At 68.0% G+C, this 24,404-nt stretch carries 23 protein-coding genes and 1 pseudogene; 14 read left to right on the forward strand and 10 right to left on the reverse strand.

The window, feature by feature from the left end; translation table 11 throughout:
- Positions 1-5 precede the first annotated feature (5 nt).
- The gene (locus NM2_RS10735) at positions 6-1,004 is read left to right on the forward strand and encodes an LLM class flavin-dependent oxidoreductase (RefSeq protein WP_067667175.1); all 999 of its coding nucleotides are present in this window, start codon (positions 6-8) and stop codon (positions 1,002-1,004) included.
- Positions 1,005-1,650: 646 nt separating this feature from the next.
- Here NM2_RS10735 and NM2_RS10740 read toward each other — a convergent pair.
- On the reverse strand, positions 1,651-2,550 hold the full coding sequence (locus NM2_RS10740; protein ID WP_067667177.1) for an alpha/beta fold hydrolase: 900 nt from the start codon (positions 2,548-2,550) through the stop codon (positions 1,651-1,653).
- Positions 2,551-2,645: 95 nt separating this feature from the next.
- On the opposite strand from NM2_RS10740, the gene NM2_RS10745 reads away from it, so the two are divergent.
- The 3 genes from NM2_RS10745 (at position 2,646) to NM2_RS10755 (ending at position 4,195) form a co-directional block, all read left to right on the forward strand.
- Positions 2,646-3,023, forward strand: coding sequence for a winged helix-turn-helix transcriptional regulator (locus NM2_RS10745; protein ID WP_067667178.1), 378 nt, complete (start codon positions 2,646-2,648; stop codon positions 3,021-3,023).
- Positions 3,024-3,178: 155 nt separating this feature from the next.
- On the forward strand, positions 3,179-3,379 hold the full coding sequence (locus NM2_RS10750; protein ID WP_067667180.1) for a hypothetical protein: 201 nt from the start codon (positions 3,179-3,181) through the stop codon (positions 3,377-3,379).
- A gap of 93 nt (positions 3,380-3,472) precedes the next feature.
- On the forward strand, positions 3,473-4,195 hold the full coding sequence (locus tag NM2_RS10755) for a response regulator transcription factor (RefSeq protein ID WP_067667181.1): 723 nt from the start codon (positions 3,473-3,475) through the stop codon (positions 4,193-4,195).
- Here NM2_RS10755 and NM2_RS10760 read toward each other — a convergent pair.
- Positions 4,109-5,521, reverse strand: coding sequence for a sensor histidine kinase (locus NM2_RS10760; RefSeq protein ID WP_067667312.1), 1,413 nt, complete (start codon positions 5,519-5,521; stop codon positions 4,109-4,111). The two genes, NM2_RS10755 and NM2_RS10760, sit on opposite strands and share 87 nt — an antisense overlap.
- Positions 5,522-5,709: 188 nt before the next feature.
- On the opposite strand from NM2_RS10760, the gene NM2_RS10765 reads away from it, so the two are divergent.
- The 3 genes from NM2_RS10765 to NM2_RS10775 all read left to right on the forward strand — a co-directional run bounded on the left by NM2_RS10765 (position 5,710) and on the right by NM2_RS10775 (position 10,961).
- Positions 5,710-10,065 carry a WXG100-like domain-containing protein gene (locus NM2_RS10765; protein ID WP_067667184.1) on the forward strand — a complete coding sequence of 1,452 codons (4,356 nt, stop codon included), beginning with the start codon at positions 5,710-5,712 and terminating at the stop codon, positions 10,063-10,065.
- Between the two features lie 115 nt (positions 10,066-10,180).
- Positions 10,181-10,645 (forward strand): YbaB/EbfC family nucleoid-associated protein, encoded by a 465-nt coding sequence (locus NM2_RS10770; protein WP_067667186.1) that lies wholly within the window; start codon positions 10,181-10,183, stop codon positions 10,643-10,645.
- 10 nt (positions 10,646-10,655) lie between these two features.
- On the forward strand, positions 10,656-10,961 hold the full coding sequence (locus NM2_RS10775; RefSeq protein ID WP_067667188.1) for a WXG100 family type VII secretion target: 306 nt from the start codon (positions 10,656-10,658) through the stop codon (positions 10,959-10,961).
- A 179-nt stretch (positions 10,962-11,140) separates the two neighbouring features.
- On the opposite strand, the gene crcB (NM2_RS10785) is transcribed toward NM2_RS10775, so the two are convergent.
- The 3 genes from crcB (NM2_RS10785) to NM2_RS10795 form a co-directional block, all read right to left on the reverse strand.
- A complete protein-coding gene (gene crcB, locus NM2_RS10785; RefSeq protein WP_067667192.1) occupies positions 11,141-11,503 on the reverse strand; it encodes a fluoride efflux transporter CrcB in 363 nt (120 codons plus the stop codon).
- A gap of 4 nt (positions 11,504-11,507) precedes the next feature.
- Entirely contained in the window at positions 11,508-12,008 is a 501-nt protein-coding gene (crcB, locus tag NM2_RS10790) for a fluoride efflux transporter CrcB (protein ID WP_305781654.1), read from the reverse strand.
- A gap of 192 nt (positions 12,009-12,200) precedes the next feature.
- A complete protein-coding gene (locus tag NM2_RS10795) occupies positions 12,201-12,410 on the reverse strand; it encodes a TOBE domain-containing protein (protein WP_067667194.1) in 210 nt (69 codons plus the stop codon).
- A 136-nt stretch (positions 12,411-12,546) separates the two neighbouring features.
- Between NM2_RS10795 and NM2_RS10800 the strand changes: the two genes are divergently transcribed.
- Positions 12,547-12,897, forward strand: coding sequence for a hypothetical protein (locus tag NM2_RS10800; RefSeq protein WP_067667196.1), 351 nt, complete (start codon positions 12,547-12,549; stop codon positions 12,895-12,897).
- A gap of 3 nt (positions 12,898-12,900) precedes the next feature.
- On the opposite strand, the gene NM2_RS10805 is transcribed toward NM2_RS10800, so the two are convergent.
- Positions 12,901-14,133, reverse strand: a complete 1,233-nt coding sequence (locus NM2_RS10805; RefSeq protein ID WP_067667198.1) for an alpha/beta hydrolase — start codon at positions 14,131-14,133, stop codon at positions 12,901-12,903.
- A 374-nt stretch (positions 14,134-14,507) separates the two neighbouring features.
- Here NM2_RS10805 and NM2_RS10810 point away from each other — a divergent pair, with 374 nt between their 5' ends.
- A complete protein-coding gene (locus NM2_RS10810) occupies positions 14,508-15,557 on the forward strand; it encodes an MCE family protein (RefSeq protein WP_369690312.1) in 1,050 nt (349 codons plus the stop codon).
- Between the two features lie 46 nt (positions 15,558-15,603).
- Here the strand turns inward: NM2_RS10810 and NM2_RS10815 are convergent, their stop codons facing one another.
- Both NM2_RS10815 and NM2_RS10820 read right to left on the reverse strand, forming a co-directional pair.
- Positions 15,604-16,152 (reverse strand): YceI family protein, encoded by a 549-nt coding sequence (locus tag NM2_RS10815; protein ID WP_067667200.1) that lies wholly within the window; start codon positions 16,150-16,152, stop codon positions 15,604-15,606.
- A gap of 138 nt (positions 16,153-16,290) precedes the next feature.
- Positions 16,291-16,554 carry a GlsB/YeaQ/YmgE family stress response membrane protein gene (locus NM2_RS10820; RefSeq protein WP_067667202.1) on the reverse strand — a complete coding sequence of 88 codons (264 nt, stop codon included), beginning with the start codon at positions 16,552-16,554 and terminating at the stop codon, positions 16,291-16,293.
- 130 nt (positions 16,555-16,684) lie between these two features.
- On the opposite strand from NM2_RS10820, the gene NM2_RS10825 reads away from it, so the two are divergent.
- On the forward strand, positions 16,685-17,905 hold the full coding sequence (locus NM2_RS10825) for an acyl-CoA dehydrogenase family protein (protein ID WP_084530718.1): 1,221 nt from the start codon (positions 16,685-16,687) through the stop codon (positions 17,903-17,905).
- Positions 17,906-17,925: 20 nt separating this feature from the next.
- Here NM2_RS10825 and NM2_RS10830 read toward each other — a convergent pair whose 3' ends face one another.
- A complete protein-coding gene (locus NM2_RS10830) occupies positions 17,926-18,516 on the reverse strand; it encodes an HdeD family acid-resistance protein (RefSeq protein ID WP_067667205.1) in 591 nt (196 codons plus the stop codon).
- An 87-nt stretch (positions 18,517-18,603) separates the two neighbouring features.
- Complete coding sequence (locus tag NM2_RS10835; protein ID WP_084530720.1) at positions 18,604-19,653, reverse strand: AraC family transcriptional regulator; 1,050 nt, start codon at positions 19,651-19,653, stop codon at positions 18,604-18,606.
- 315 nt (positions 19,654-19,968) lie between these two features.
- On the opposite strand from NM2_RS10835, the gene NM2_RS10840 reads away from it, so the two are divergent.
- From NM2_RS10840 to NM2_RS10855, 4 genes and pseudogenes are all read left to right on the forward strand, one after another.
- Positions 19,969-21,222 carry an aldehyde dehydrogenase family protein gene (locus tag NM2_RS10840; protein ID WP_169816154.1) on the forward strand — a complete coding sequence of 418 codons (1,254 nt, stop codon included), beginning with the start codon at positions 19,969-19,971 and terminating at the stop codon, positions 21,220-21,222.
- 14 nt (positions 21,223-21,236) lie between these two features.
- Positions 21,237-21,605: a hypothetical protein gene (locus NM2_RS10845; RefSeq protein ID WP_067667209.1), complete on the forward strand. Its 369-nt coding sequence runs from the start codon at positions 21,237-21,239 to the stop codon at positions 21,603-21,605.
- Positions 21,606-21,739: 134 nt separating this feature from the next.
- Entirely contained in the window at positions 21,740-22,603 is an 864-nt protein-coding gene (locus NM2_RS10850; RefSeq protein WP_067667211.1) for a TIGR03560 family F420-dependent LLM class oxidoreductase, read from the forward strand.
- A 420-nt stretch (positions 22,604-23,023) separates the two neighbouring features.
- A pseudogene (locus NM2_RS10855) lies at positions 23,024-24,205 on the forward strand (permease); the annotation flags it as partial.
- Positions 24,206-24,404 lie beyond the last annotated feature (199 nt).

Here is a 24,404-nt window from a genome sequence, read left to right on the forward strand (position 1 = left end):
GACGTATGCCCCTCGCCCTGTCCATCCTCGATCTCGCGTCCATCGCACCCGGTCGGACCGCGCGGGACAGCTTCGACAACAGCGTGGCCCTGGCCCGCGCCGCCGAGCGCAGCGGGTACCGGCGGGTCTGGTATGCCGAGCATCACAACATGGGTTCGATCGCGTCGAGTGCGACGAGTGTGCTGATCGGGCACGTCGCGGGGCAGACCGAGAGCATCCGGCTCGGCGCGGGCGGGATCATGCTGCCCAATCATTCGCCGCTGGTGATCGCCGAGCAGTTCGGCACCCTGGAGACGTTGTATCCGGGCCGGATCGATCTGGGCCTGGGGCGTGCGCCCGGCAGCGATCAGAAGACGATGTTCGCGCTGCGCCGCGACCACTCCTCGGCCGACACCTTTCCGCAGGACGTACTGGAATTGCAGGGCTATCTGACCGGGGATTCGCGCATACCGGGCGTGCAGGCGGTGCCGCGCGCGGAAGATGCTGTGCCGCTGTACATTCTGGGCTCCTCGCTGTTCGGCGCGCAGCTGGCCGCGCAACTGGGGTTGCCGTACGCGTTCGCCTCGCACTTCGCCCCCGACGCGCTGCACCGCGCGGTCGAGGTCTATCGCGAGCATTTCCGGCCCTCGGAGCAGCTTGCGGAACCATATGTGATGGCCGGGGTGAACGTCTTCGCCGCCGAAACATACGAGGACGCGGCGCAGCAGCGGGCGGTCGCCTACCGGGCCCGCGCGCGGATGATGATCCGGCGTGGCGCGGGCGACGTCGCGTTCACCGATGAGGAGATCGACGCCTTCCTGACCAGCCCCAACGGCCGCCAGCTGTCGGAGATGACCAAGTACACCGCGGTCGGCCTGCCCGAGGACGTCCGCACCTACCTGAACGAATTCGCCACCTCCATCGGCGCGGACGAACTCATCCTCGTCCACCACGCCACCGAGATCGCCGACCGCATCCGCTCGGTCGAACTCACCGGCGCCGCCGTGGCCGCGGCCACCCACTGATCCCGATCGGCCGCTGTGTCCCGTTGGGCCACATGCCGATTGCCGGCACGCCGGTCGGACCTTCCGCCGTGGCCGTAGCGGTGGGGGCAGCCGAGTCCGTCGACACTGCGGCCGGATCGGAGCGTTGCGGTTGGACAGCCGTGGGTGCCCGGACCGGTTGACGGTCTGCGACCGAGGGGAGTCGAGGTTCGGTCGCCGCGACGGATGGTGACAGTGCGGGAGTCGGGCGCACCCAGGTCGCGGCCGCCTGTGCCCGGACGGCGATCGCCATGGGCACAGGCGTGGTCGGGTGGGTGTCCGCCGCGACCGAATCCGAACTGCTCACCGGTCTGCTGGCCGTCGCCGAGGCGCTCGGGGTCGCCGAACCCGGCGATTCGGTGGGTTCCGCGCGGCGATTGGCCGCGGTGCTGGCGGAACGGCCGGATGAGGATCTGCTGATCTTCCATGCCGTCGACGATCCGGAGACCGTGCCTCCCGGCCGGGCTGTCTGTGCGGGTGCTGATCATCGGAAGATCCAGCGCCGCAGCGTAATTGGTGAGCAAGTACTCGTCGAGTCGTGCGCCCGCGCGGAATCTGTGACGGCTGGGGGAGAGCGGGAGCAGGGCGTCGGGGCGGTCCAGCGGGATGGTGTGGCCGCAGTGGGGGATCAGGCGGGCGGGGCGTGTCGAGCGGACTTGCGCGCAACTTCGCTCGGCGTGGGGTGGTCGATGAAGTCGGTCAGCAGTGGGAGCAGGGCGTCGGGGCGGTCCAGCGGGATGATGTGGCCGCAGTCGGGGATCAGGTGGGAACTCAGGTCGTCGGTGATGGGACGGAGTTGGCTCGCCAGGGCATTGCCGACCGGGTGTGCGCCGATCGCGAGGGTCGGCACGGTCAGCCGGGTTGCGGCGACGGCCGCGCGGATCTGCTCGGCGGTTTCGGGCATCGCGCGATAGTAGGAGAACGCGCATCGCAGCGATTCGGCGCCGGTGTACGCCTCGACGAAGACGTCCCGGATCGTCGCGGGGACGCCACGGCCTCGGGTTCCGGTGCGCAGGAACCAGTCGATGTACGCGGATTCGTTCCCGGCCAGCGCCTGCTCGGCCAGGCCGGGGACCGCGTGGAAGCCGAACCACCAGGGCGGGCCGCCGGTCAGGAACGCTTCCGCGCCCGGCAGGGTGCCCAGGAGCGATTCCATGAGTACCAGCCGGTCGACCGGGCCGGATTTCCGCAGGGCCAGCAGGAAGGCCGCGGGGACGGCGGCGTCGATCGCGACCACCGCGGCCCGCGGCTCGCCGAGTGCGGCCAGCAGTGCGGCCGCGTCGTCGGCCAGGGTTTCCGCGTCGTAGCCGTCGGTCGCGTGGGTGCTCGCACCGAGGCCGCGCAGATCCGGTGCGATCACCCGATGTCGTTGTGCCAGTGGGCCGATCACCTCGCGCCACAGCTGCCAGGTGTGCGGGAATCCATGCAGCAGCAGGACCGCGGGGCCGCGCCCGGCGACCGCGACGGCGATCTCGATGCCGTTGGCCGCGACCCGTCGTTCGGTGATTTCGATCTGCTCCCTGGACATTCGAGCCTCCTGGTCACTAATGGTTACCATGTGACCATAGGTAGGATGGTGGGTACGGCCAAGAAGGCACTTTCGACACAGGTGGTGAGCTCCAGGTGACTGCCCCGACCGGCCCGCGCGGCGATCTGTTCGACCCCGGCTGCCCCACCCGGCGGCTACTGGACCGGCTGGGCACCAAATGGGTCTCGATGGTGGTCAAGCTGCTCGCCGAGGCCGCGCCCGAGGAGGTCCGCTTCGCCGAACTGCGGCGGCGCATGCCCGGTGTCTCGCAGAAGATGCTGTCGGTGACGCTGCGCGATCTGACCCGCGACGGCCTGGTCGCGCGGCGGGTCGAACCCACCGTGCCGCCCCGGGTGCACTACCGGCTGACCGAGCTGGGCGTATCGCTCGAGGCGCCGCTGTCCGCGCTGCGTTCCTGGGCGCAGGACCACATGGCCGAGATCGATGCGGCCCGTCGTGCGTCGGAGGTGTGAGCGGCGCGCGCGGGGGTAATTTTCATCGAAGCGCCCCGCCCGGAGGCGTCCGCACGGCAGGATCTACACGGCGTGGCGAGCGTGGCCGGGTGAACCGACCCGCGGGCACGGCGGCGCTTTCGCAGTGTTGCGAGCCGGGCGTACAGGAGGAGCCGATGCGACGACGCATCTCGAAAGCCGATGTGTGGCATCACATCATGTCCGGGCTGATCATGCTGGGGGGCACCCTCGGCGCGGCCGAGGTCTACGGCGAATACCTGCGCGAACGCCAACAGTCCGCCGCGCCGGAGCCGCAGTGGGACTGGTCGATCCCGAATCGGTGGTACGACCAGGCACGCCACCCCGGCAGCGCCTGAGCGCACTTCCTCCCCGTGCGCGCCGGTCGGCTCGGGACACGCTGATCGGGGGTGTGTCGCCGGTCGCATCGGCGGGTGTTGCATGCTGGGGCGATGCGGGTGCTGGTGGTCGAGGACGAACCGCGATTGGCGCAGACGTTGCGACGCGGGCTGGAGCTGGAGGGATTCCTGGTCCAACTGGCCGCGACCGGCACCGACGGACTCTGGTGGGCCACCGAGAACGACTTCGACGTCATCGTGCTGGACATCATGCTGCCCGGTCTGAGCGGGTACGAGGTGCTGCGCCGGGTGCGCGCGCAGGACGTACGGACCCCGGTGCTGATGCTGACCGCCAAGGACGGCGACTACGACCAGGTCGACGCCCTGGATCTGGGCGCGGACGACTATCTGACCAAACCCTTCTCGTTCGTCGTGCTGATCGCCCGGTTGCGCGCGCTGCTGCGCCGGCGCGCCCCGCAGCAGCCCACGCAGTTGTGGGCCGGTGATCTGGTGCTCGATCCCGCCCGGCGCTCGGTGCACCGCGGCGATACCGCACTGACCCTCACCCCGCGCGAGTTCGGGCTGCTGGAATTCTTGTTGCGGCACAAGGGAAATGTGCTGGCCAAGGGCGAAATCCTGCGCAACGTCTGGGATGTGCATTACGACGGCCCGGAGAACGTGGTCGAGGTCTACGTGGGATATCTGCGCAAGAAGATCGATACGCCCTTCGGCCGCAGCAGTATCGAGACCTTACGCGGAGTCGGATACCGCCTGATCGATCCCGGCGGGACCGGCGACGGACAGCTCGATCACGAAACGGGCACCGCCCCAAGGTGATTCACCGATCGTCACCGAACCTTCGTGTGCCGCTACGATTTCCGTGACGATGGCCAGCCCGAGTCCGGATCCGCCGCTGCTGCGGGCCCGGTCGTCGTCCAGGCGCACGAATCGGCCGAAGACCCGTTCGCGGTCATCCGGCGCGATGCCGGGCCCGTCGTCGTCGACGATGATGCGGGCGCGCGAGCCGTCGCTCTCCAGCCCGATCGCGACCCGGGCCCGGGCGTGCGCGGCGGCGTTGTCGGCGATATTGCGTAGTGCCCGAGCCAATCTCGGCCGGTCGCCGATCACCCGGACCGGCACGATCGCGGTGTGCACCCACACATCGCCGCGCAGCCGCAACGTGGCCGCCTCTGCGGCGGCCAGATCATCCAGATCCACGTCGCCGGTGCGCAATTCGAGGCCGTGCTCGTCGGCGGCGGCCAGGGTCAGCAGGTTCTCCACCAGCTGGCGCATCCGCTCGGTCTCCGGCAGCAGCGCACCCTCGATGAGATCGCGGTCCAGCGCCTGGGGGCGATCCCGGGCCAGTTCCAGGGCCGCGGTGACGGTGGCCAGCGGGCTGCGCAGCTCGTGCGAGGCGTCGCCGACGAAACGTTGCTGGGCCCGATGCCCGGCCTCGACCCGGGCGAGCATCTCGTTCATCGTCTCGGCCAGACGGGCGATCTCGTCGCGGGCCACCGGCACCGGCACCCGCTGCGACAGGGCCGCGGCCCCGATCCGCGCGACCTGCGATCGGATCGCCTCGACCGATCGCAGTGAGCGTCCGACCAGCAGATATGTCGCGGCCGCGGCGGCGAGGACGACCACCGGTCCCGCCATCGCCAGGAGTACCGCGACCTCGGTCATCGCGTGTTCGACCGATTCGGTGTCCACTGCCACCAGGATCGTGTAGTCGCCGCGCGGGGTGTTCACGGTGCGTGCCGCGATCCGCAGATCCTCGTCGTAATCGCTGGTCGGGGGCAGTCCGACGGCGTGGGTTCCGATCGAGCCGGGGGTGGCGGCCAGGGGTGTGCTGAGTTTCTGGGCCGACCGCCAGGCGATCCCGCCGTCCGGGCCGATCACCTGCACCGCCACCACCTGGCCCTCGACGGCGAGCAGTCCGTCCGGGACTCGATGGCCGTGGCTGTGGCGCAGCTCGTCGGCGATCTGCGTGGCTCGGGTGTCGGCGGAGGCGTCCAGCTGGTGGATCAACGATCGGTGCAGCAGTCCGAGCATCGCCCCGGCCGCGATCAGCAGCACCACGCCGACCACCAGTGCGGCAGTCACGGCCGACCGGATCCGCACGCCCCATCGCGAGGGGCGCAGCCAGCCGGGGATCCGATTCACCTGCTCATCATGCGATATCGCGGTCGTTCCGGCACGCACGGTTCACCGGTGGTTCGCGGGCGCGTCGCGTGCGCGGTCCGGACGAGGAATGTTTGTCTTGTCGAATTTCCTTGTGCACCACCGGTTATTCACCGAAGTCCGGTGTCCTGGTAAGCAAGACTCGGCGGCGGAGGTGGGGAGGACGGTGCATGACGCTCGAGCTGCCACCCGAACTGCGCTGGCTCGGCTGGATCGCGGGCACCGCCTGGCCCGACGGCGACGAGGACGCCATGTGGGCCCTGTCGGACGCGTGGAAGGCCGCCGCGCGGGCGCTGTCCGCGCTGGAACCCGATGTCGAGACGGCGAAATCCGATACCGAGAAGGCCTATCCCGCCGGTGCGGGCGCGGACAGCATGGGCGCGAAGTTCGACGACCTGATCTCCGGTGAGCATTCGGTCAAGACGCTCGCCGAGATGTTGCAGGAGGTGTCCGACTCGACCTTCGACATGGGCACCCAGTTGCAGGCGACCAAGCTCACCATCATCCTGTCGCTGGCCTGGCTGGCCGCCGAGATCATCTGGGCGTGGATGTTCCCGCCGACCGCCCCGGCGGTGGAGGCCGGCGCCATCGCGACCACCCGTTCGATGCTGAAGATCGTCGAAGACTACGTGCAGAACTTCATCGAGCGGCTGGCTCAGCGGCTGGGCGCGTCGGCGATGAAGCAGCGCTACTACTTCAAGGAACTGCTCAGCGGCGGCAAGCTGATCATGCCGAGCGCCAAGGGATTCGGCGTGTATTCGGTCAAGCTGCTCGAGGGGGCGGCGACCTCGGCGCTGATGGACGGCGCGGTGCAGGTCGGTCAGATCGCGGCGGGTAAGCGGCACAGCTTCGACTGGAAGGAATTCGGCGTCTCGATGGCGGCGTCGGCCGCCGGTTCGATACCCGGTCGTGAGGTCGCCCGCTACCTGGGCTTCGGGATGGACAAGTACCTGGGCAACTCGCTGGCCAAGATGAACATCCCGCTCGGCAAGGGCATCGCCTACCCGGCCGGGGCGGTGTTGCGCGGGGCGAGCATCGGCGCGGTCTCGGGCGCGACGAGCACGCTGTTCGGAAATATGGTCGCCGCGGCCGCGTACGGGCCGGGCGCGTTCGGCTCACCGATGGGCTGGGTGGGCGGCATCTCGCGCGGTGCGATCGTCGGCGCGGCGCGCGGCACGTTCGTCAAGCGGACCACACCCACCACCGACGACCTGCGGTACTCGGTCTGGATGAAGAACCAGGCGACGAACAAGGTCGATCGGGTGGATCCCCCGAAGGCTGCCACGACCGGCAGCACGACGGCGGGCGGCGACGCCACGACCTCGGGAGGCAATACCCGGCCCAACGGGGCGCAGTCCAACACGACCTCGGGCAGCACGAATCCGATCAACGCGACCAGTCGCCCTGGGCAGCAGAACAATTCGGGAACGAACGGCGGCGGCACGGATGGCATCCAGCTGCAGCCCATGGGTTCGAGCCGGGGCGGCGGCAGCTCGCAGCTGGTCACGACGTCAGGTCTGCGGGGGGACGGAGCGGTACAGGACGGTTCGACCGCGGTCCGTCCGGGCGGCGTCAACAGCTCGCAGGCGGGCGGGAGTTCCGGCCTGCGGGGGAACGGTGGAATGCAGCGCAGCTACTCGCTCGACGGCGGCCCGCGGGGGAACAGCGGGTTGCCGCGCGGCTTCTCGACCGACGGCGGCCTGCGGGGGTCCGGCCTGGGCGGAAGCGATCAGTCGACTCCGATCCGCCCGACGGGACTGAGACCGGACGGCGACTCGTCCCTGGTGGCCGGTTCGTCGGGCGGTGCGAAGTCGGGCCTGACTTCCGGACTCGGTGGCGGCAGGTCGGACCGCGGGCTCGGTGGCGGTGATGGCAAGTCCCCGGATCTGGGTCTCGGCGGCGGTAATGGCAAGTCCCCTGATTTGGGCCTCGGCGGCGGTAAGGGGAAGGCCCCCGATCTGGGGCTCGGCGGTAGCGGCAAGTCCGAGCTGGCTGCCGGTCTCGGTGGCGGGAAGTCGGAGTCGGGCCTCGGCGGGGGAAGTAGTAAGTCCGAGCTGGCTCCCGGGCTCGGTGGCGGCAAGTCCGATACGGGTCTCGGTGTGGGGGGTGCGAAGCCGGGGCTGACTTCCGGAGCCGGTGGTCAGAGATCCAGCGGGTTCATGGCGAACGAGGCGTCGGGTTCGGGTGGTGGGCGGTTGTCCGCGCGTGGGGGTCTCGTCGGGGACGGCACCTCGAACAACACCGGTGTGCGCGGACGGTCGACCGGCACGGATGCCGGCCAGGGCGGCGGCCGGTCCTTGTCCGCGCCTCCGCAGATCCGGGGCGGCAACGCGCCGCTGCGACCGGTCACCGAGAGCGAACATGGTTCTGGCGCAAGCCGTTCCGATGGATCGTCGCTCGGTGAGCTCTTCCGGATGGGTCCGGAGGGCGACCTGTTCCGCACGGGTCGCGATGACGCGTCGGTCACGTCGGGTAGCGATGCGGGCGGGTACTTCCGGATGGGTCCGGAAGGCGATCTGTTCCGCACCGGCGATGATTCGGTGATTCAGCCCGGTGGCGGGGGCGGGCGCGAGAATTCGCCGTCGCCGCGTGGCGGTGGGGACGACGAGTCGATCGAGTCGGGCTTCCGGCCGAACTTCGACGAGACGATGTTCCCCGGTGGCGGTTCCGCACCGGCCTCGCTGGGCGGTGGGCGCGACAACGACTCGATCGGGCCGGTCAGCGACAACTTCCGTGGCGGGACTTTCCGTGGCGGGTCCGCGCCCGGATCGTTGCGCGGCGGTGACGATCAGGTGTTCCGGCCACCGTCCGAGGAGTCGATTTACGGCGGGTCGGCACCGGCCTCGCTGGGCGGTCGCGGCGGCAACTCGCTCGGGTCGTTCGAAGGCGAGGGTGGCCTCTTCCGCGGTGGTGGGTCCGCACCCGTCTCGCCGGGTGGCGGTCGCGGCAACGAGTTCGGCCCGGTCGGAGGCGGGTTCCGTGGTGGCGACGATCAGGTGTTCCGGCCGAACTCCGAGCAGCAGTCGCCGCCGCGTGCGGGTCTGAGCGGCGGAGCGGGGCAGACGTCGAAGAGGCCGCCGACCTCGTGGGAGTCGTCGGTGGACGGCGGGTGGCAGTCGCCGTCGCGCGGTTCGCAGCGCGGTGGTTCGGAGGAGTCCGGCGGGCCGATGGTACGCGGCGGTTCGGACAGCGAGTCGGATTACCTGCCGTCCTACTACGGCAGGTCCCGTAGCGGTTCGGATGACGAGTCGGACAACATCCCGTCCTATTACGGCAGGTCGCGCAGTGGTTCGGATGACGAGTCGGACTACATTCCCTCCGCGTACCGCGACACCGCCGACGACGGGGAGTTCGCGCAGTTCACCGGCGGCTCCGGCCGGTTGGGCGGCGGGCGTTTCGGCGACGGCGACGAGATCTTGTTCCGGCCGTCCACCGGCGGGTCGGATGAGCAGGTGTTCCGGCCGTACGTCGGGGACGACGGTTCGATCTACTACGGAAGGCCGGGGCGCGGCGGCGGCAGCAGTTTCGAGGACATCCCGCAGCTGTTCGGTCCGAGGGGAGTCGTTCGCGGCGGCTGGGACGAAACGTCCGCGCAACCGTCCGAGACCGGACGCGGCCACCAGAGCATCCGATCGGCGCCCGGTGCATTGGGCGGAGATGGCCCGGTGGTCCCGCGTCCTGGTCGTGGCGGCGGTTCGGGTGATGATCCGTCCGGCGCGTTGGGCCCGACCGGCAGGAGATGGAGTTTCGGCAGCGACGACTCCGACGGTCTGGTCACCTTCCAGCCGGGTGGCAACAGAAGCGGCGGTTTCGGCCTGCGACCCGGTCGATACAGTTTCGGCGACTTCGAGCCCGGTCCCAGCGTCCGGCGGCCGGGCGGTTTCCGGCCCGGCACGGGCGAGGAGGATTCGCTCTTCTCCTCGGGAAGTATGCGTGGTCACGGCAGCGACGACGATCCGCTCGGTGCGCCGCCGAACCGAAGCAGGGGTGAGGACACCGCGCTCAGCCACCCTCTGCAACGTTCGTCGTCGGCTCCCGCCGTCGTCGATCGGCCGCCGCGGCCACCGGCTCCTCCGGCCGCCAGCGGTGCATCGCCCGCAGCGCCCAAGCCCAAGGGCCCGAAGGCCCGCGACGACGACTTCCTCGGCAAGTCGACGGATATGAAGGCCAAGACTCGCCCGAAGCGCGAACCCGAATGGCGGGAGCTGCCGGGACCGTACGAGGCTCCGACCGCGCCGGACGCGGCGGAGTGGCTGGACGGGGCCAGCGGTCCCACAGGCGCGTCGGGTCCGGATGGAGCCACGGGTCCGGGTGTGTCCGGACCGGGCGCCTCGGGTCCCGGCGCGACGGGCTCGGGCGCCTCGGGTTCGAGCGATAATCCCTTCGGGGACAACCCATTCGGCGATAACCCCTTCGGGGACAACCCAGGGGGCGACAACCCCTTCGGGGACAACCCGGAGGGAACCGACTCCGGCGGCGGCTCGTCCGGCCCTTCGAACGTGGATGTCGCCTTCACGCTCAAATGACGATGGCGTGACGATCAAGGGTCGCATCGACGTCGTACCGGATTTCCTTGTGCGACATGCCGTATTCACCGTCGTGCGATGAGCTTGACGGGCATAGCCCAACGGTGGAGGTGTCATGGTCAACGAGCGATTGGCGGCCGACGTGGCCACGATGCTCGAGGGACTGCAGGACCAGATGCGCGGTATCGCCGACCTGCAGCAGCGACGTTCCGAACTGACGGCGACGGCGTCGATCGGGGAGGACCGCGTCCAGGTGACGGTCAATGCCGACGGCATGGTGGTGGAAACCAAGTTCGGCAGTGAGGTCTCGGACCTGAGCTACGAGGAGCTCGCCGAATACGTGACCGCCGCGGCCCAGGCGGCGATGCAGGGTGTGCAGAATCGCAGTCGCGAACTCATGCGACCGCTGATCGAGCGGAGATCCCGACTGCCCAAACTCTCCGAAATCATCGAGGGCGCACCGGATCTGGAGGACATCCTGCCGCCCGCGCCACCCCCCTCGACGGAGCCGCCGCATCTGCGGGGCTCGGCCGAGGACGACCACGAACAACGACCCCTGATCGCCGATACGGACCACTGAGGGCGGAACGATGACCAGTGTCGAGATCAATCCCGAGCAATTGCGGACGGCCGCATCGGATTGCGATCGGATCCACAGCAGCGTCCTGAGCACCCTGAAGACGCTGCGAACCGCGGTCGACGCCGAACAGGCCCCCTGGGGCAACGACTCGTTCGGCAAGAAGTTCGCCGACGGGGACAAGGGATATATCGCGGTCAGCAAGAACCTGCTCGAGGGCATCAACGATCTGGCCACCACATTCGGCACCTTCGCCTCCGGTCAGCGCGAGGCCGCCGACGAACTGAGCAACGCCGATACGGGCCACTCGAACGGCTGACGCCGCCGTGCCCTCGCCGGGGTTATCGTGGGGGCATGGGCGTCATCGGCGAAATGTTCCCGGGTAGGAAGTTGACCGACGAGGGCAGCGAGGACAGCAACGGCCAGCCGCACCGGCCGCGTCTGGAGCTGGACTTGGACGGCGGTGTGGTGCGCTTGTCCGCCCCCGCGCGGCCGCGGTCAGCCGAGCAGGGCGTGGGCGACGGCGAAGCCGAGTAGGGCCGCGCCCAGACCGGATATCACGCTGACGGTGACGTTCATCGTCGCGTAGAAGTACGCGCGCTGTTCGAGCAGCCGCAACGTCTCGAAGCTGAACGTGCTGTACGTGGTCAGCGCACCGCAGAAACCGGTGCCGAGCAGTGCCACCACCGGAATGCCGGCGGCCGCGCCGGTGAGCGCGCCCAGGATCAGGCAGCCGGTCAGATTGACCGTGAGGGTGCCCCACGGAAACGGGCTGTCGTGGCGCGCGCCGATCGCGCGATCGGTGAGGTAGCGAGCCGGTGCGCCCAGCATGGCGCCGAGGAAGATCAGGATCGGTGTCATCGGTTCAGGCCTGCTCCTCATCGGTGCCGCCTGGGTGAATCTGTTTGCGTAACAACACTGTTCGTGTCAACGTGACGGCCGCCAAGACGGCCGCCATGGCCGCGATCAGGGTACCGGCCAGATATCCGAAGGCCACGTATACGGTCCCGGGCTCGAGTAGATTGCGGGTTTCCACGGCATAGGTCGAGAAGGTGGTGAACCCGCCCAGGAATCCCACTCCGAGGAAGGGCCGCACCAGCCGATGCCCGGTCCAGACCTCGGTGATCAGCACCATCAGCACACCGATGGCGAAACAGCCGACGACATTCGTCAGAAAGGTTCCCCACGGAAAATGGCCGGGCCGGGTGGGCAGCAGCCGTGCCATACCGTAACGGGCCTCGGCGCCGATCCCGCCGCCGAGAGCCACGACGATCAGCACGATCCCGTGCTCGCGAAACCAGCCGGGGCGCGGATCGGTCGCACCGGCTTCGGTGGCGACACCGTCGGGAAGACGCACTTCGGGCACGACAGACTCCTACTCGAACATGAAAGCACTGGTCAAGTAGGGACTGTTGGCGGCGCGAGACCGCGGTTGTTCCGATGTGGCGGAAGTGGCGAGCCCCACCGCCACATCGGTAAAGAATAACCGGGCTCGATCGCTCATCGGCACAGTGTGGTGATCTTCACTCGAACCATCAAATGGCTAATTTTGGGCTATCTATTCGACGCCCAGGGCGACTTCGGTCGATTTGATCAGCACCTTGACCGGGGTGCCATCGGCCAAGCCGAGATCCTCCGCCGCATCGCGGGTGATCGAGGAGGTGACGACATCTCCGCCGCCGAGCCGGATCTTCACGACCGCCATCGCCTCGCCCAGGGTGATCGAGACGACCGTTCCGTCGAGCTGATTGCGTGTGCTGAGTCGCATGGGTCACAGCATACGCACGGCGAACGTGCTTACCCGTGCCGAAACTGAGAGAAAACAAAGGAAAGCCACAGGCTCCGCTCAACCGGGCGACGCATTCTGGTTGAAGTAGACGGAACCGGCGAGGGCGAGGTGCGCGATGGTCGAAATCGAGGTCACGGGGACGACGGTGAAGGTTCACGTACTCGGCGCACACCGATTCCTGTCGCTGCGCGAGCAGGTCACCTTCGATCTGTCGAACATCACCGAGGTCGCGCCCGCCGAGGTCGATCTGCGTCCGCCGTGGGTGCGCGCGCCGGGCACCTTCTTCCCCGGCATCATCGCGGCCGGGATCTTCCGCGGTAAGCACCGCAAGGAATTCTGGGACACGCTCTTCGACGGACGCGGGGTGCGGATCGAGTTGTCCGGGACCGATTTCACCCGGCTCGTTCTGGACGTCGCGGATCCCGATACGGTGTGTCGGCAGCTGACCAGGGCCGCCGCGGCCTGATCCTCATCCGGCGGCGATCAGATGCTGCTGGATGAACTTGGCCAGTTGCGGTCGCAGCAGCTGTGATCCCCAACCGCCCCACTGGGTGATGAACGCGTGGTCCACCCAGGGCAGCTCCAGCATCTGCACTCGGACTCCGGCCGCATCGAGCGCGGTGGCCAGGTGTTCGGACTGGTCCGCCGGAACCAGATGGTCGCTGCCGCCCTGCACCAGCAGGGTGGGCGGCAGGCCCGGGGTGACATGTTCGGTCGGTGAGGCGGCGAGGTAGCGGTCCCGGTACCGGTCCACGCTGCCGCCGGTGTAGCGGTCGAGCATGGTGCGTATCGAGTAGGGCATCCGCGTATCATCCAGTGCCGCAGGAAGATTCGTCAGCGGGTAGAGCGCGATCACCGAGCGCACCGGAGTCTCGGACACGTGACAGGTCGGCGGGAACTGCCGATCGCCGACCGTGTACGCGGCCATCAGCGCGAGATTCCCGCCCGCCGAATCCCCCGCGACCGAGATGTTCGACCGCGCGATGCCGAATTCCCCGGCATGTTCGCGGACCCACCCCAGAGCGCATTTGACGTCGCCGGTGGCCTGCTGCCAGCGGGGCGGTGGGGAGAGCCGGTAATCGATGGAGAAGACGGTGACGCCCTGGGTCGCCAGCCAGCTGAACCAACTGTTGCTCTCACCACGGTCGCCGCTGATGAATCCGCCGCCGTGCACGAACACGATCGCCGGAGCGCCCGCCGCGGGCTGGGTCGGGCGATAGGCGTCCAGGTGTAGCTGCTGTCCGTCGATGGTGGCGAAAGTCGTTGTCCGCGTTGGTGTTCGGTGTGGCCCCTGATCGGAGAAGGAGAGCCACGACACCGAGGAGCCGTGCGTGCTCGCGGTGCGCCACGCGGTCAGCCAGGGGACCAGCACGACCGTGAGCGCCAGCGCGGCCCCGATCACCCCGGCCGCCAGCCGCCAGACTCTGCGGCTGTGCCAGGACACGATGGCGATCACCACGCACAGGAAACAGGCCACCGCGAACCACACCGTCGCGGTCGACAACGCCAACCCGCCGGCCCCCACCACCTCCTGGATCGGCTCGACCGGAATCCGGGGCGCGAAGAAGATCAGTCCGCAGACGATCACCGCCACGCACAGCAGCCAGGCCGCGCCCGAGGCGAGGCGCGGCACGATTGGGCGTTTTCGCGCCCGATGCGCCGCTGGTCGTCCGGCCCCGGGGGCCTGAGCGGTATTCGGCATGACTGTATCGACCTCCGCGTGGTGGGTCCCAGCTAAGCAGACCGGCGCGGGTGACGCTGAATTGAGCCGATCGAATGCGAACGCCGGGCGGGGTGGGCCCCGGAGCGGACGATGTGCCCGCCCGGCGGGGGGAATGCCCGTATCCGGTTACCCGCAAATAGTGGGCGATAAGGAGTCGGGGTGCAAATGCGGCGCGCGGGACGTCGGCGTGGCGGGGTCCGCGATCGGCCCCGAATTCGCTACAGTGCTCGCATTTGCCACGTCGTAGCCATGAATTGCGTCACCAGCGAGGTCGTTGCCAGTAGTCCGGTTCCACCGCAAGGTTCGAGGAGGCGTGCTGTGCTCGGGTCGGTAGCTGCGGACGGATGGCCGGCATGCGGATGAAGGAGCGCCGGGCCGCGATCGGCTTCACCGCCTTCGCCCTGGCAGCCCTGCTGGTGACCGTGATGATGTGGAATACGCTCTCGCGCACCATCTACGGCCCGACCGACAGTTATTCCGCGACCTTCACCGATGTGCTCGGGCTGCGTCCCGGCGACGATGTGCGGATCGCGGGGGTCCGGGTCGGCAAGGTCGATGCCATCGGCACGGTGCGTGATCCCGCGAGCCGTAAATATGTGGCCTCGGTGCGTTTCCGGGTGCAGCGCAACCAGCATCTCTATCACGACACCAAAGCCCTTGTGCGATACGAGAATTTGATCGGTCAGCGATATGTCGCACTGGAGCCCGGGACCAAGGGCGCACCCACGCCGCTCCAGGCCGGTGGCTCGATTCCGCTGGCGCAGACCGAACCGTCGTTCGATATCTCCGAGCTGCTCAACGGATTCGAACCGCTGTTCCAAACCCTGCAGCCCGAGCAGGTCAACGATCTGACCGATACGTTGATTCAGGCGTTGCAGGGGAGCGGGGTCTCGCTGAGCGCGTTCATCACCCAGGCGGCGGGCTTGGCGGGAGATTTCCAGCGCCGCGACGCCATCCTCGCCGATGTCATCGCCAATCTGTCGGCGGTGATGAAGAGCCTGGCCGCGCGCGGCGACCAGCTGGAAACCCTGATCACCCAGACGCGCGCACTGGTCGGTGGCCTGTATCAGCAGGGGAAATCGTTGCTCGCCTCGACCGAGCAGATCGGGATCGCGACGAATTCGATGGAACAGTTGGTGACCCGGATCCAGCCGCAGATCGCCCTGGTCCAGGATTCCGCACACGACGCGCTGACGATGCTGCTCGCCCACGGCGCACAACTGGATCAGACGGCGATCGATCTGCCCAGGATGCTCTCGGACCTCGGCGGCGCCACCCAGGACGGCGCCTACGCGTCGGCCTATGTGTGCAGCCTGGACGTCTCGCTGTACGGCATTCTGCTGCCGCGCGGAATTCTGACCCGGATCGGCCCCAACTCCCATTCGGCGGTGTGCCGCCCCTGAGCCGGACCGATCCGGCGTGACCGATTCGGTCCGGCTCAGGGAGCTGTCAGCTCTGCAGGCCGGCCTCGATTTCCAGGTTGAGCGTGATCTTGTCGCCGATCACCGCGCCGCCCTCGGGCAACGGCATATCGATCGTTATATCGAAATCGCGGCGGTTGATGACCGCCTTGGCCTCGAATCCGGCGACCGGCCCCGCGCCCATGCCCGGACTACTGCCGAAGAATTCGACCTCGAGGGTGATCGGTTTGGTGACGCCCCGGATGGTGAATTCGCCGTCGACGTCGAATTCACCCTGCTGGATCCGGAACTCGGAGGTGGTGAACGTCGCGACCGGGAATTCCTCGGCCTTGAAGAAGTCGGCCGAGCGCAGATGGGCGTCGCGCTGCTCGTTGTCGGTGGTGATTGAAGCGACCTGGATCTGCGCTTCGGCGTGTGCGGTGCCGTCTTCGCTGACGACCAGCTTGCCGGAGAAATCGCTGAAACGGCCGCGGACCTTGCTCACCATCAGATGTCGCACGGTGAAGCCGAGATTGGAATGAGCCGGGTCGATGACCCAGGTTCCCGCGGACAATGCGTTGGATGTGCCGGTGGTCATGAGGTTCTCCTATCGGTTCGCGTCCGATGGCCTGCTGCATGAATGCCGACATAGTCTAAATTGCCCGGGCCCGCGAGCAGCGGTTATTCGCCGCGCGCGGGTTCAGTGGGGTTTGCGCTGCCACGCGCGGCGAAGCGGCTAGGTACGGGCGCGCACGAACTTGTAGATGACCAGGATGATGACCGCGCCGATGATCGCGCCGATGAAGGTGTGTTCGACCGGTTGGCGGAAGCTGAGCTTGTGGGGGGCGAACACCAAGCTACCCAGGGTGCCGCCGACGAAACCGCCGACGATGCCCAACACGATGGTGAGGATCCAGCCGAAGTTCTCCTTGCCGGGAACGATCAGGCGAGCGATTGCACCGGCGATGAGACCGATGATGATCATCCAGACGATGCTCATGATGTCGACTCCTGAAGTGAACTACTGGACGGGTGTTCTCAAGGTAGCAAGTCTGGAACGGGCGTAGGGCGATTCGGACCACCGAACCGCGGTGTCGGGTACGCTCGAGCCGAGGGAGAGTGGGGCAACCGTGCAGGGTCTTCTCGTCGACAGCTCCGAACAGCGCCTGCTTCGCGACAGTGTCGCGCAGATCGCGTCGAAATACGGGGCCGAATACTTTCTGGAGCGTTCGCGCGCCGGTGCGAAGCTCGGTGAACTGTGGGCCGATCTGGGGTCCGCGGGAATGCTGGGTGTACATCTGCCGGTCGAGTACGGCGGTGGCGGCGCGGGTCTGACCGAATTGTCGATCGTCGTGGAAGAGCTTGCCGCGCACGGCATCCCGCTGCTGCTCACGGTCATCTCACCGGCCATCTGCGGATCCATCCTGGCCGCGCACGGCTCGCCGGAACTCAAGGCCGCATGGCTGCCCGGCCTGGCCGAGGGCGTCCGCAAGATGGCCTTCGCGCTCACCGAACCCGATTCGGGATCCAACAGCCACGCGCTGCGCACCTTCGCCCGCGCCGACGAGGACGGCTGGATCGTCTCGGGCGGAAAGTATTTCATCTCCGCCGCGGACGAGGCCGACGCGCTGCTGGTCGTCGCACGTGCGATCGATGTGCCGGATGCGCGGCGAAACCCGTTGTCGCTGTTCGTCGTTCCCGCCGAAGCGAAAGGCGTTACGCTGCAACCGCTGCCGACCGCGGTGGTCTCGCCGGATCGGCAGTTCACGGTCTTCCTGGACGAGGTCCGGCTGGGGCCGCAGGCTCTGATCGGCTTGCCCGGCAAGGGATTACCGCAGGTGTTCGCCGGATTGAATCCCGAACGCATTCTGGCCTCGGCGATCAGCTGCGGCATCGGCCGCTACGCGGTTGCCAAGGCCGTGGACTACGCCAAGGAACGCCGGGTGTGGTCGGTGCCGATCGGTGCGCACCAAGGCATTTCGCATCCGCTGGCCGAATGTCACATCGAGGTCGAGATGGCCCGGCTGGCCACCCGGGCGGCCGCACAGCAGTTCGATTCGGGCCACGATGCGGCGGCCGCGGCGAATATGGCCAAATTCGCCGCCGCGGAGGCGTCGCTGCGGGCGCTGGACCAGGCCATCCAGGTGCACGGCGGGAACGGGCTCACCCCGGAGTACGGCCTGGCCGAGATGTGGTTCACCGCGCGGCTCATGCGCACCGCGCCGGTGAGCCGGGAGATGGTGCTCAATTACATCGGCGAGCACACCCTGGGCCTGCCCTCGTCCTACCGGACGCCACGGCGCCCGCCCGCGGATCACGCGGATCCGTTGCCGGAACCGCAGATTCGCTGACGGCCGCCGCGCGGGCGCAGCTACACCGCGGCGGGTGTGTGCTTGGCCGCGCTGCGCACCTGGAACGCCTCAACGATCTCCATGATGCCCATGAACAGCAGCCACCAGCCGGTCAGCAGGGTCAGTGCGGTGATCGAGTGGATCGGCCACACCACCAGGACCACGCCGCCGATCAGCAGCAGGATGCCGAAGACGATCGTCCAGCCCTTACCGGGCGTGCCCGAGGGCGACTCGGTGCCGCCGATCAGCACCGCCATGCCACGGAACAGCCAGCTGACCGCGATCCACAGGGCCAGCAGCACCAGCGAATCGCCGATGTGCCGGAAGCAGAACACGGCCAGGATGAACGACAGGATGCCGCTGACGATCGAGAGCACCCGCCATCCGGCGGCCACGTGCGGGCCCATTGCCGCGACGAGTTGCAGCACACCGGAGAACACCAGATAGAAACCGAACAGGATGCCGGCGACGACAAGTGTCGGCCCCGGCCAGATCAGGATCATGAGGCCGATGACCACCGACAGGATGCCGATGACCAGCAGCGACTGCCACGCACCGCGAGCCAGGATATGCAGCGGACCCTCGGTTACTCCCTCTTTGCTGGTTGTCATGGGGGCAGGATAAGTCCGGGTGGACCACTAGCGGGCCATTAGCTGAACTCGAATAGATTACGAATGCCCGAAGCGGCGCGCGATTCGCTACACGCGGACGGTGCTCCGGCCCCGGTGGGCGCGGGCGAACTGCCCCGGCGACTGGCCCCGCCAGGACCGGAAGGCCGAGGTGAACGCCGAGACGCTGGAATAACCCAGGCGTTCCGCGGCGTGCTCGACGGTGAGCCCGGCGATCAGCATCTCCTCGGCGAGCAGCCCGACGGTCTCGTTGCTGACCTCACGGAACGTGGTGCCCTCACTCGCCAGCCGTCGGCGCAGCGTCCGCACGCTGACGTCCAGGTCCGCGGCGATATGCGCCTGATCGGCCACACCGCCGTGCCGGATCAGCAACTCGCGCACCTGACCGCTGAGCCCCGTACGGTTGCGGCGCTGCTGGATCAGATCGGCGCATTGTCGTTCGTAATAGCGCGCGGTAACCGGATTCGATTGCGGCATAGGCTGATCCAGGGCGCTGGTATTGCCGATCAGGACCGACCGCTCGGTACCGAAAACGATCTTGTCGACGCCGAGCAAGGTCCCGAACATCTCGTAGATCGGGTGCGGCTCCACCGCGATCTCCGCGCGAACCATGGGCAGCCGGGAGCCCAGCACGTCCTGGACCACCGTCGCGATGGCCGCGAGGTCGCGCTCGAGGACGAATCGGTGCAGGTCGGCCGGTACTGCGCTGTCATCGCGGATGAACCAGAACTCCTGGCCGTGATCCTCGAGGGTGTGCTGGGCGAAGGTGAACGACAGATCGGCGTACTGCATTGCGATCTCCGCGGCCCGGCGCAGGGTGTGGCTGCTCATCGCGGCGAAGCCCAGAACGCCGAAATTCGGTGCGTGACAGGCGAGTCCGGCCATCAGCCCCATACCCGGCTCGTCATCGAGCGCGCCGACGACGTTGCGGGTCAGTGCGATCTCCTGGGCGAGGGTGATCTCCGTGCCGGGATCCTGCAACTGGTTCTCGGAAATGCCGCTTCCGGACAGCAGGGACGATACCGACAGACCGCGCGATACGGCGTATTCCACCAGCAACGCCGCACCGCTGATGGACCGCAAGCGGCCGGACTCCTCCGACGTTCTCGCATCGTTCACCTGCGAATCCTCGCAGAATCACCGGCGATTCGTGGCGAAATGCGGTGCGCCCGTACACTTTACTCGTCGGTAAGTTTGCTGGCGGCGTCCCATATTCGGTCATTCCTGGCCCAATCCGCGCTGGTTGAACGTTCGTGATAGCCATACGGTTTCTCTTAAGCCGCATCACGCTCGGGCAACCCCTTCGACCCGGTCGTTTGCTCAATCGGCCCGTGAGCTGTGTGTTCGCGGTGCGGTAACCCATCCCATCGCGACCGGAGTGAACCACGAATGTTGTCGATTCCCTCGAATGCCGCCAGGGACTCCTGGATCACCGTGACCGCACCCGCAGACGGGAGAATTCTGGGTACGTTGCCGATGCACACACCCGACCTGGTGCGCGCGAACGTGGACCGCCTGCGTGAGGCGCAGAGCCAGTGGCGCGCGATGGGCGTCGTGGGCCGGGTGCACTGGCTCACCACGTTCCGGGACTGGTTACTCGACAACGAGGATCCGATCGCCGCACTGCTGGCGGCCGAGACGGGACGTTCGGCCGCGGCGGCGCATCGGGAGTTCCGGCTCGGCATCGATGCGCTCGACTATCACCGCACCCGCGGTGCGGACTTCCTGACCCCGCCGCACACGCGCACCGGCCGGACGCCGGACACGGCGCTGTGCCTGGCCGTCGCCCATCGCCCGTGCGCGGTCGTCGGGGTGATCTCCAGCTGGATCGCGCCGATGGCCGCGCCGCTGCTGGATGTGATTCCGGCGCTGCTGGCCGGATCGGCGGTGGTGGTCAAGCCGTCCTCGGTGACGCCGCTGACGATGCGCGCGCTGGTCACCGGCTTGCTCGATCTGGGTGCGCCGCCGGTCTTCGAATTCGTCGCCGGATACGAGGCCGGTGCGGCGGTCGTCGATGTCGTCGACGCCGTGCACTTCGGCGGATCGCCGGAAACCGGCAAGCTGGTCGCCCTGCGCGCGGCCGCCCGGCTCATCCCGTGCCGCCTGGACATCGGCGGAAAATCGGCGGCGGTGGTGTTGGCCGGTGCCGATATCGGTCGCGCCGCCGCCGGTATCGCGCTGGGCGGGCTCGCGGGATCGGGACAGAGTTGCGCGAGTATCGAGCGGGTGTTCGCCGAATCGGCGATCTACGACGCGTTTCTGGATCGGCTGGTCGAGGAGGTCTGCGCCTTCGGCGCGCACGATCCGGACGACACCACCGCGGAGGTCATGACCTCGGCGGCGCATGTGGAGAATGTCCGGGCGCAGATCGCCGACGCCCTGGCCAAGGGCGCGCGGGTGCGGGTCGGCGGGAACGGTGACGGGCGCGTCGTGCAGCCGACCGTGCTCGCGGACGCCGATCCGGCGATGGCAGTGCTGAGCCAGCAGACGCTCGGGCCGATTCTGCCCGTGGTCCGCGTCGCCGACGCCGAGCAGGCCATCGCACTGGCCAACGACCCGTTCGCGCCGTGCGCGAGCGTGTGGACCGCCGATGATGCCGCCGCCGACGAGGTGGCCGCGCGGCTCACCGCCGCGCGAATCGCGATCAACGACGTCTCGGTGCATCTGGCCACCGCATTCCGCATCTAACAAGTTGTCCTGCAATGCAATTCGAGGTCACCATCGCCACGGCCGGAGCGCTCGCGTTGCTGTTGTCGATCGTGCGCCCGCCGCGGCGGATGACGCCCGGCCGCAGCGTGGCCGAGATCCGCGCGCGTCTCGATGCCGAGTCCGCGGGCCCGATTCTGGAGTTGCTGTCCGGACACGGTGCGCCTGGTCATCCGCTCGAGGCGTCCGAGGCGCATCGCGTCATGCGGGAACATCTGGACTGCGCCGCCGCCTCCTGCCCGCGCAAGGCGGCCGCCTTCGGGGTACTGGTCGAGGCGGGGCATGTGAAACCGCGGGCCGCCGCACTGGTCGACGGGCACATCGAATCCGGGCGGCATCCCGAACCTGTTGCGGTGGGTCTGTAGGAAGTCGTTGTCGCGCAGCGTAATCGGACGTGCTGCTCGGGTCCGTCGGCGGTCGGTCGGGCGGGCGGGGCTAGGGTGGGAAATCGACGGATACCCGTCCATTCACTCCCGCCTAGTGCGAAGGAACGACAGTAATGGATCTGAGTCTGCACTACTGGAACTTCTCGACGCCGTCGGATCCGGCGCGGATCGCGCCCACCCTCGCCCGTACCGCGCAGATCGCCGAGCAGGCAGGTTTCGCGGAGTTCACGGTGATGGACCACTACTTTCAGATGGAGCTGCGCGGCACCGCCGACGAGCCGATGCTCGAGGCGTACACCACCCTGGGGTATGTCGCGGCACTGACCGAGCGGATGCGGCTGGCCGTGCTGGTGACCGGTGTGATGTACCGGTACCCGGGCCTGCTCGCCAAGATCGTGTCCACCCTGGACGTGCTGTCCGGCGGCCGCGCGCAGCTGGGCATCGGCGCGTCCTGGTACGAGCGGGAGCAGCTCGGCCTGGGCGTGCCGGTCGTGCCGATGGCCGAACGGTTCGAGCGGATGGAGGAGACGCTGCAGATCTGCCTGCAGATGTGGAGCGACAACAACGGCCCCTACAAGGGCGCGCACTACGAGCTCGCCGAAACGCTGTGCGTCCCCGCGCCGCTGACCCGGCCGCGGCCGCCGATCCTGATCGGCGGCGGTGGCGAGAAGAAGACGTTGCTGCAGGTGGCGCGGTACGCCGACGCGTGCAATCTGTTCGGCACCAGCATCGAGGACGTCGGGCACAAGCTCGATGTGCTGCGCGGGCACTGCGAGGCCGAGGACCGCGACTACGCGACCATCCGCAAGACCCTCACCTCCTTCACCTCCCCGGCCGGCGATCCGGATGCCTTCCTGGCCGAGGCGGAACGCTATGCGGCCCTGAGGATTACGCAGATCGACGTGATGCCCGATGGCGACCCGATCGAATACACCGAGAAGGCCGCCGCCGTTATCGAGCGGCTGAGCGGTATCTGACCGCTGTGTCTTCGGCCTCCGCTCCGCTCCGGCGGGTTTGCGGCGCCCCAAGGCTCGCCGCCCGGCCCCGTGTCGGGCACTCGTTCCTCGCACCCGCCACGCGTCCGGGCGGCGAGCCGCGCCGCAAACCAGTTGTCGACGATTTGCGGGGTTGATGTAACGAGGTGTGGCGGGGCGTTTCTGTGCCTGGGGTGGCATGGAATCGCGCCGCACACCTGGAGTCGATGTCGGGACCAGCTGATGCCGGAGTGGGGAGTGCGCCTGACCGACGCCGTGTCTATCGGTTCACTCCGGTGGGCACGGCGTTGTCGTGTTTCCGGCTGGGCGCGCCGCTCTTGACCTTATACCCCCAGGGGGTATATTTTCCTGTGTGGAGCGCGGTACGTCCGTGCCGCGCCGATGGCGGAGGCGAGGTGGCGGATGCATGCGTTAGAACATGCGCTGGCTCTGACCGGGTCGATGACCTGGGAGATTCTGTGGGCGCTGATTCTCGGGTTCGCGCTGTCCGCGGTGGTGCAGGCGGTGGTGCGCAAATCGACGATCGTGCGGTTGCTCGGCGATGATCGGCCGCGCACGCTGGCCGTCGCGTCGGTGCTGGGTGCGGCGTCGTCCTCGTGCTCGTACGCCGCGGTCGCGCTGGCGCGGTCGCTGTTTCGCAAGGGGGCGAATTTCACCGCCGCGATGGCGTTCGAGATCGGCTCGACCAATCTGGTGGTGGAACTGGGCATCATCCTGGCGCTGCTGCTGGGGTGGCAGTTCACCGCGGCGGAATTCATCGGCGGGCCGATCATGATCGTGCTGGTGGCGGTGCTGTTCCGGCTGTTCGTGCGGTCCCGGCTGGTCGAGGCGGCGCGGACGCAGTCCGAGCGCGGGCTGGCCGGATCGATGGAAGGCCATGCGGCCATGGACATGTCGGTTTCGGGCAGCGGCTCGTTCCTGCGGCGGCTGGCGTCCGCGCGCGGGCTGACCGCGGTGTCGCACGTGTTCGTGATGGAGTGGGCGGCGATCCTGCGCGATCTGATCATCGGGCTGCTGATCGCCGGTGCGATCGGCGCATGGGTGCCGGATACCTTCTGGCAGAGCTTCTTCCTGAGCGATCATCCGCTGCTCTCGGCGATCTGGGGGCCGATCGTGGGGCCGCTGGTGGCGATCGCCTCGTTCGTCTGCTCGATCGGAAACGTGCCGCTGGCCGCGGTGCTGTGGAACGGCGGCATCAGCTTCGGCGGTGTGACCGCGTTCATCTTCGCCGATCTGCTGATCCTGCCGATCCTGAACATCTACCGCAAGTACTACGGCACCCGCATGATGCTCACCGTGCTCGGCGTGTTCTACCTCGCCATGGTCGGTGCGGGATACCTGGTCGAAATCCTCTTCGGGGCAACGGGACTCGTGCCAGGGCAGCGCAATGCCATGGTCATGGCGGAGGGCATCCGCTGGAACTACACCACCTGGCTCAACATCGCATTCCTGTTGCTCGCGGCGGTTCTGCTGATCCGCTTCGTACGCACCGGCGGAATCCCGATGCTGCGCATGATGGGCGGCTCACCCGACGCCGAACACGATCACGAACACGGACATTCGGCATCCGATCACGGTGGGCATGCCGGACACTCGGATCACGGTGTGGCCGGCGGGCCGGCCGACGCAGCCGGATGTGATGGGAATGGTCGGGGTCGGGCCGATCGTGCCGCGCCGCGCGGTACCGGACACGACCGGCACGTCGACTCGGATCATAGTGGCCATCAAGGGTATTGAGCAGCTTTGGTCCGTGCCGAAGGTGCGCCGCTCGTGATCCGGAATC

It is taken from the genome of Nocardia miyunensis NBRC 108239 (assembly GCF_001613065.1).
In the GTDB taxonomy this organism is placed as follows: domain Bacteria; phylum Actinomycetota; class Actinomycetes; order Mycobacteriales; family Mycobacteriaceae; genus Nocardia; species Nocardia miyunensis.

Coding starts and splice junctions, on each gene's coding strand:
- NM2_RS10735 (WP_067667175.1), top strand. CDS start 6: ATGCCCCTCGCCCTGTCCATCCTCGATCTCGCGTCCATCGCACCCGGT.
- NM2_RS10740 (WP_067667177.1), bottom strand. CDS start 2,550: ATGTCCAGGGAGCAGATCGAAATCACCGAACGACGGGTCGCGGCCAAC.
- NM2_RS10750 (WP_067667180.1), top strand. CDS start 3,179: ATGCGACGACGCATCTCGAAAGCCGATGTGTGGCATCACATCATGTCC.
- NM2_RS10755 (WP_067667181.1), top strand. CDS start 3,473: ATGCGGGTGCTGGTGGTCGAGGACGAACCGCGATTGGCGCAGACGTTG.
- NM2_RS10765 (WP_067667184.1), top strand. CDS start 5,710: ATGACGCTCGAGCTGCCACCCGAACTGCGCTGGCTCGGCTGGATCGCG.
- NM2_RS10770 (WP_067667186.1), top strand. CDS start 10,181: ATGGTCAACGAGCGATTGGCGGCCGACGTGGCCACGATGCTCGAGGGA.
- NM2_RS10775 (WP_067667188.1), top strand. CDS start 10,656: ATGACCAGTGTCGAGATCAATCCCGAGCAATTGCGGACGGCCGCATCG.
- crcB (WP_067667192.1), bottom strand. CDS start 11,503: ATGACACCGATCCTGATCTTCCTCGGCGCCATGCTGGGCGCACCGGCT.
- NM2_RS10795 (WP_067667194.1), bottom strand. CDS start 12,410: ATGCGACTCAGCACACGCAATCAGCTCGACGGAACGGTCGTCTCGATC.
- NM2_RS10800 (WP_067667196.1), top strand. CDS start 12,547: ATGGTCGAAATCGAGGTCACGGGGACGACGGTGAAGGTTCACGTACTC.
- NM2_RS10805 (WP_067667198.1), bottom strand. CDS start 14,133: ATGCCGAATACCGCTCAGGCCCCCGGGGCCGGACGACCAGCGGCGCAT.
- NM2_RS10810 (WP_369690312.1), top strand. CDS start 14,508: ATGCGGATGAAGGAGCGCCGGGCCGCGATCGGCTTCACCGCCTTCGCC.
- NM2_RS10815 (WP_067667200.1), bottom strand. CDS start 16,152: ATGACCACCGGCACATCCAACGCATTGTCCGCGGGAACCTGGGTCATC.
- NM2_RS10820 (WP_067667202.1), bottom strand. CDS start 16,554: ATGAGCATCGTCTGGATGATCATCATCGGTCTCATCGCCGGTGCAATC.
- NM2_RS10830 (WP_067667205.1), bottom strand. CDS start 18,516: ATGACAACCAGCAAAGAGGGAGTAACCGAGGGTCCGCTGCATATCCTG.
- NM2_RS10845 (WP_067667209.1), top strand. CDS start 21,237: ATGCAATTCGAGGTCACCATCGCCACGGCCGGAGCGCTCGCGTTGCTG.
- NM2_RS10850 (WP_067667211.1), top strand. CDS start 21,740: ATGGATCTGAGTCTGCACTACTGGAACTTCTCGACGCCGTCGGATCCG.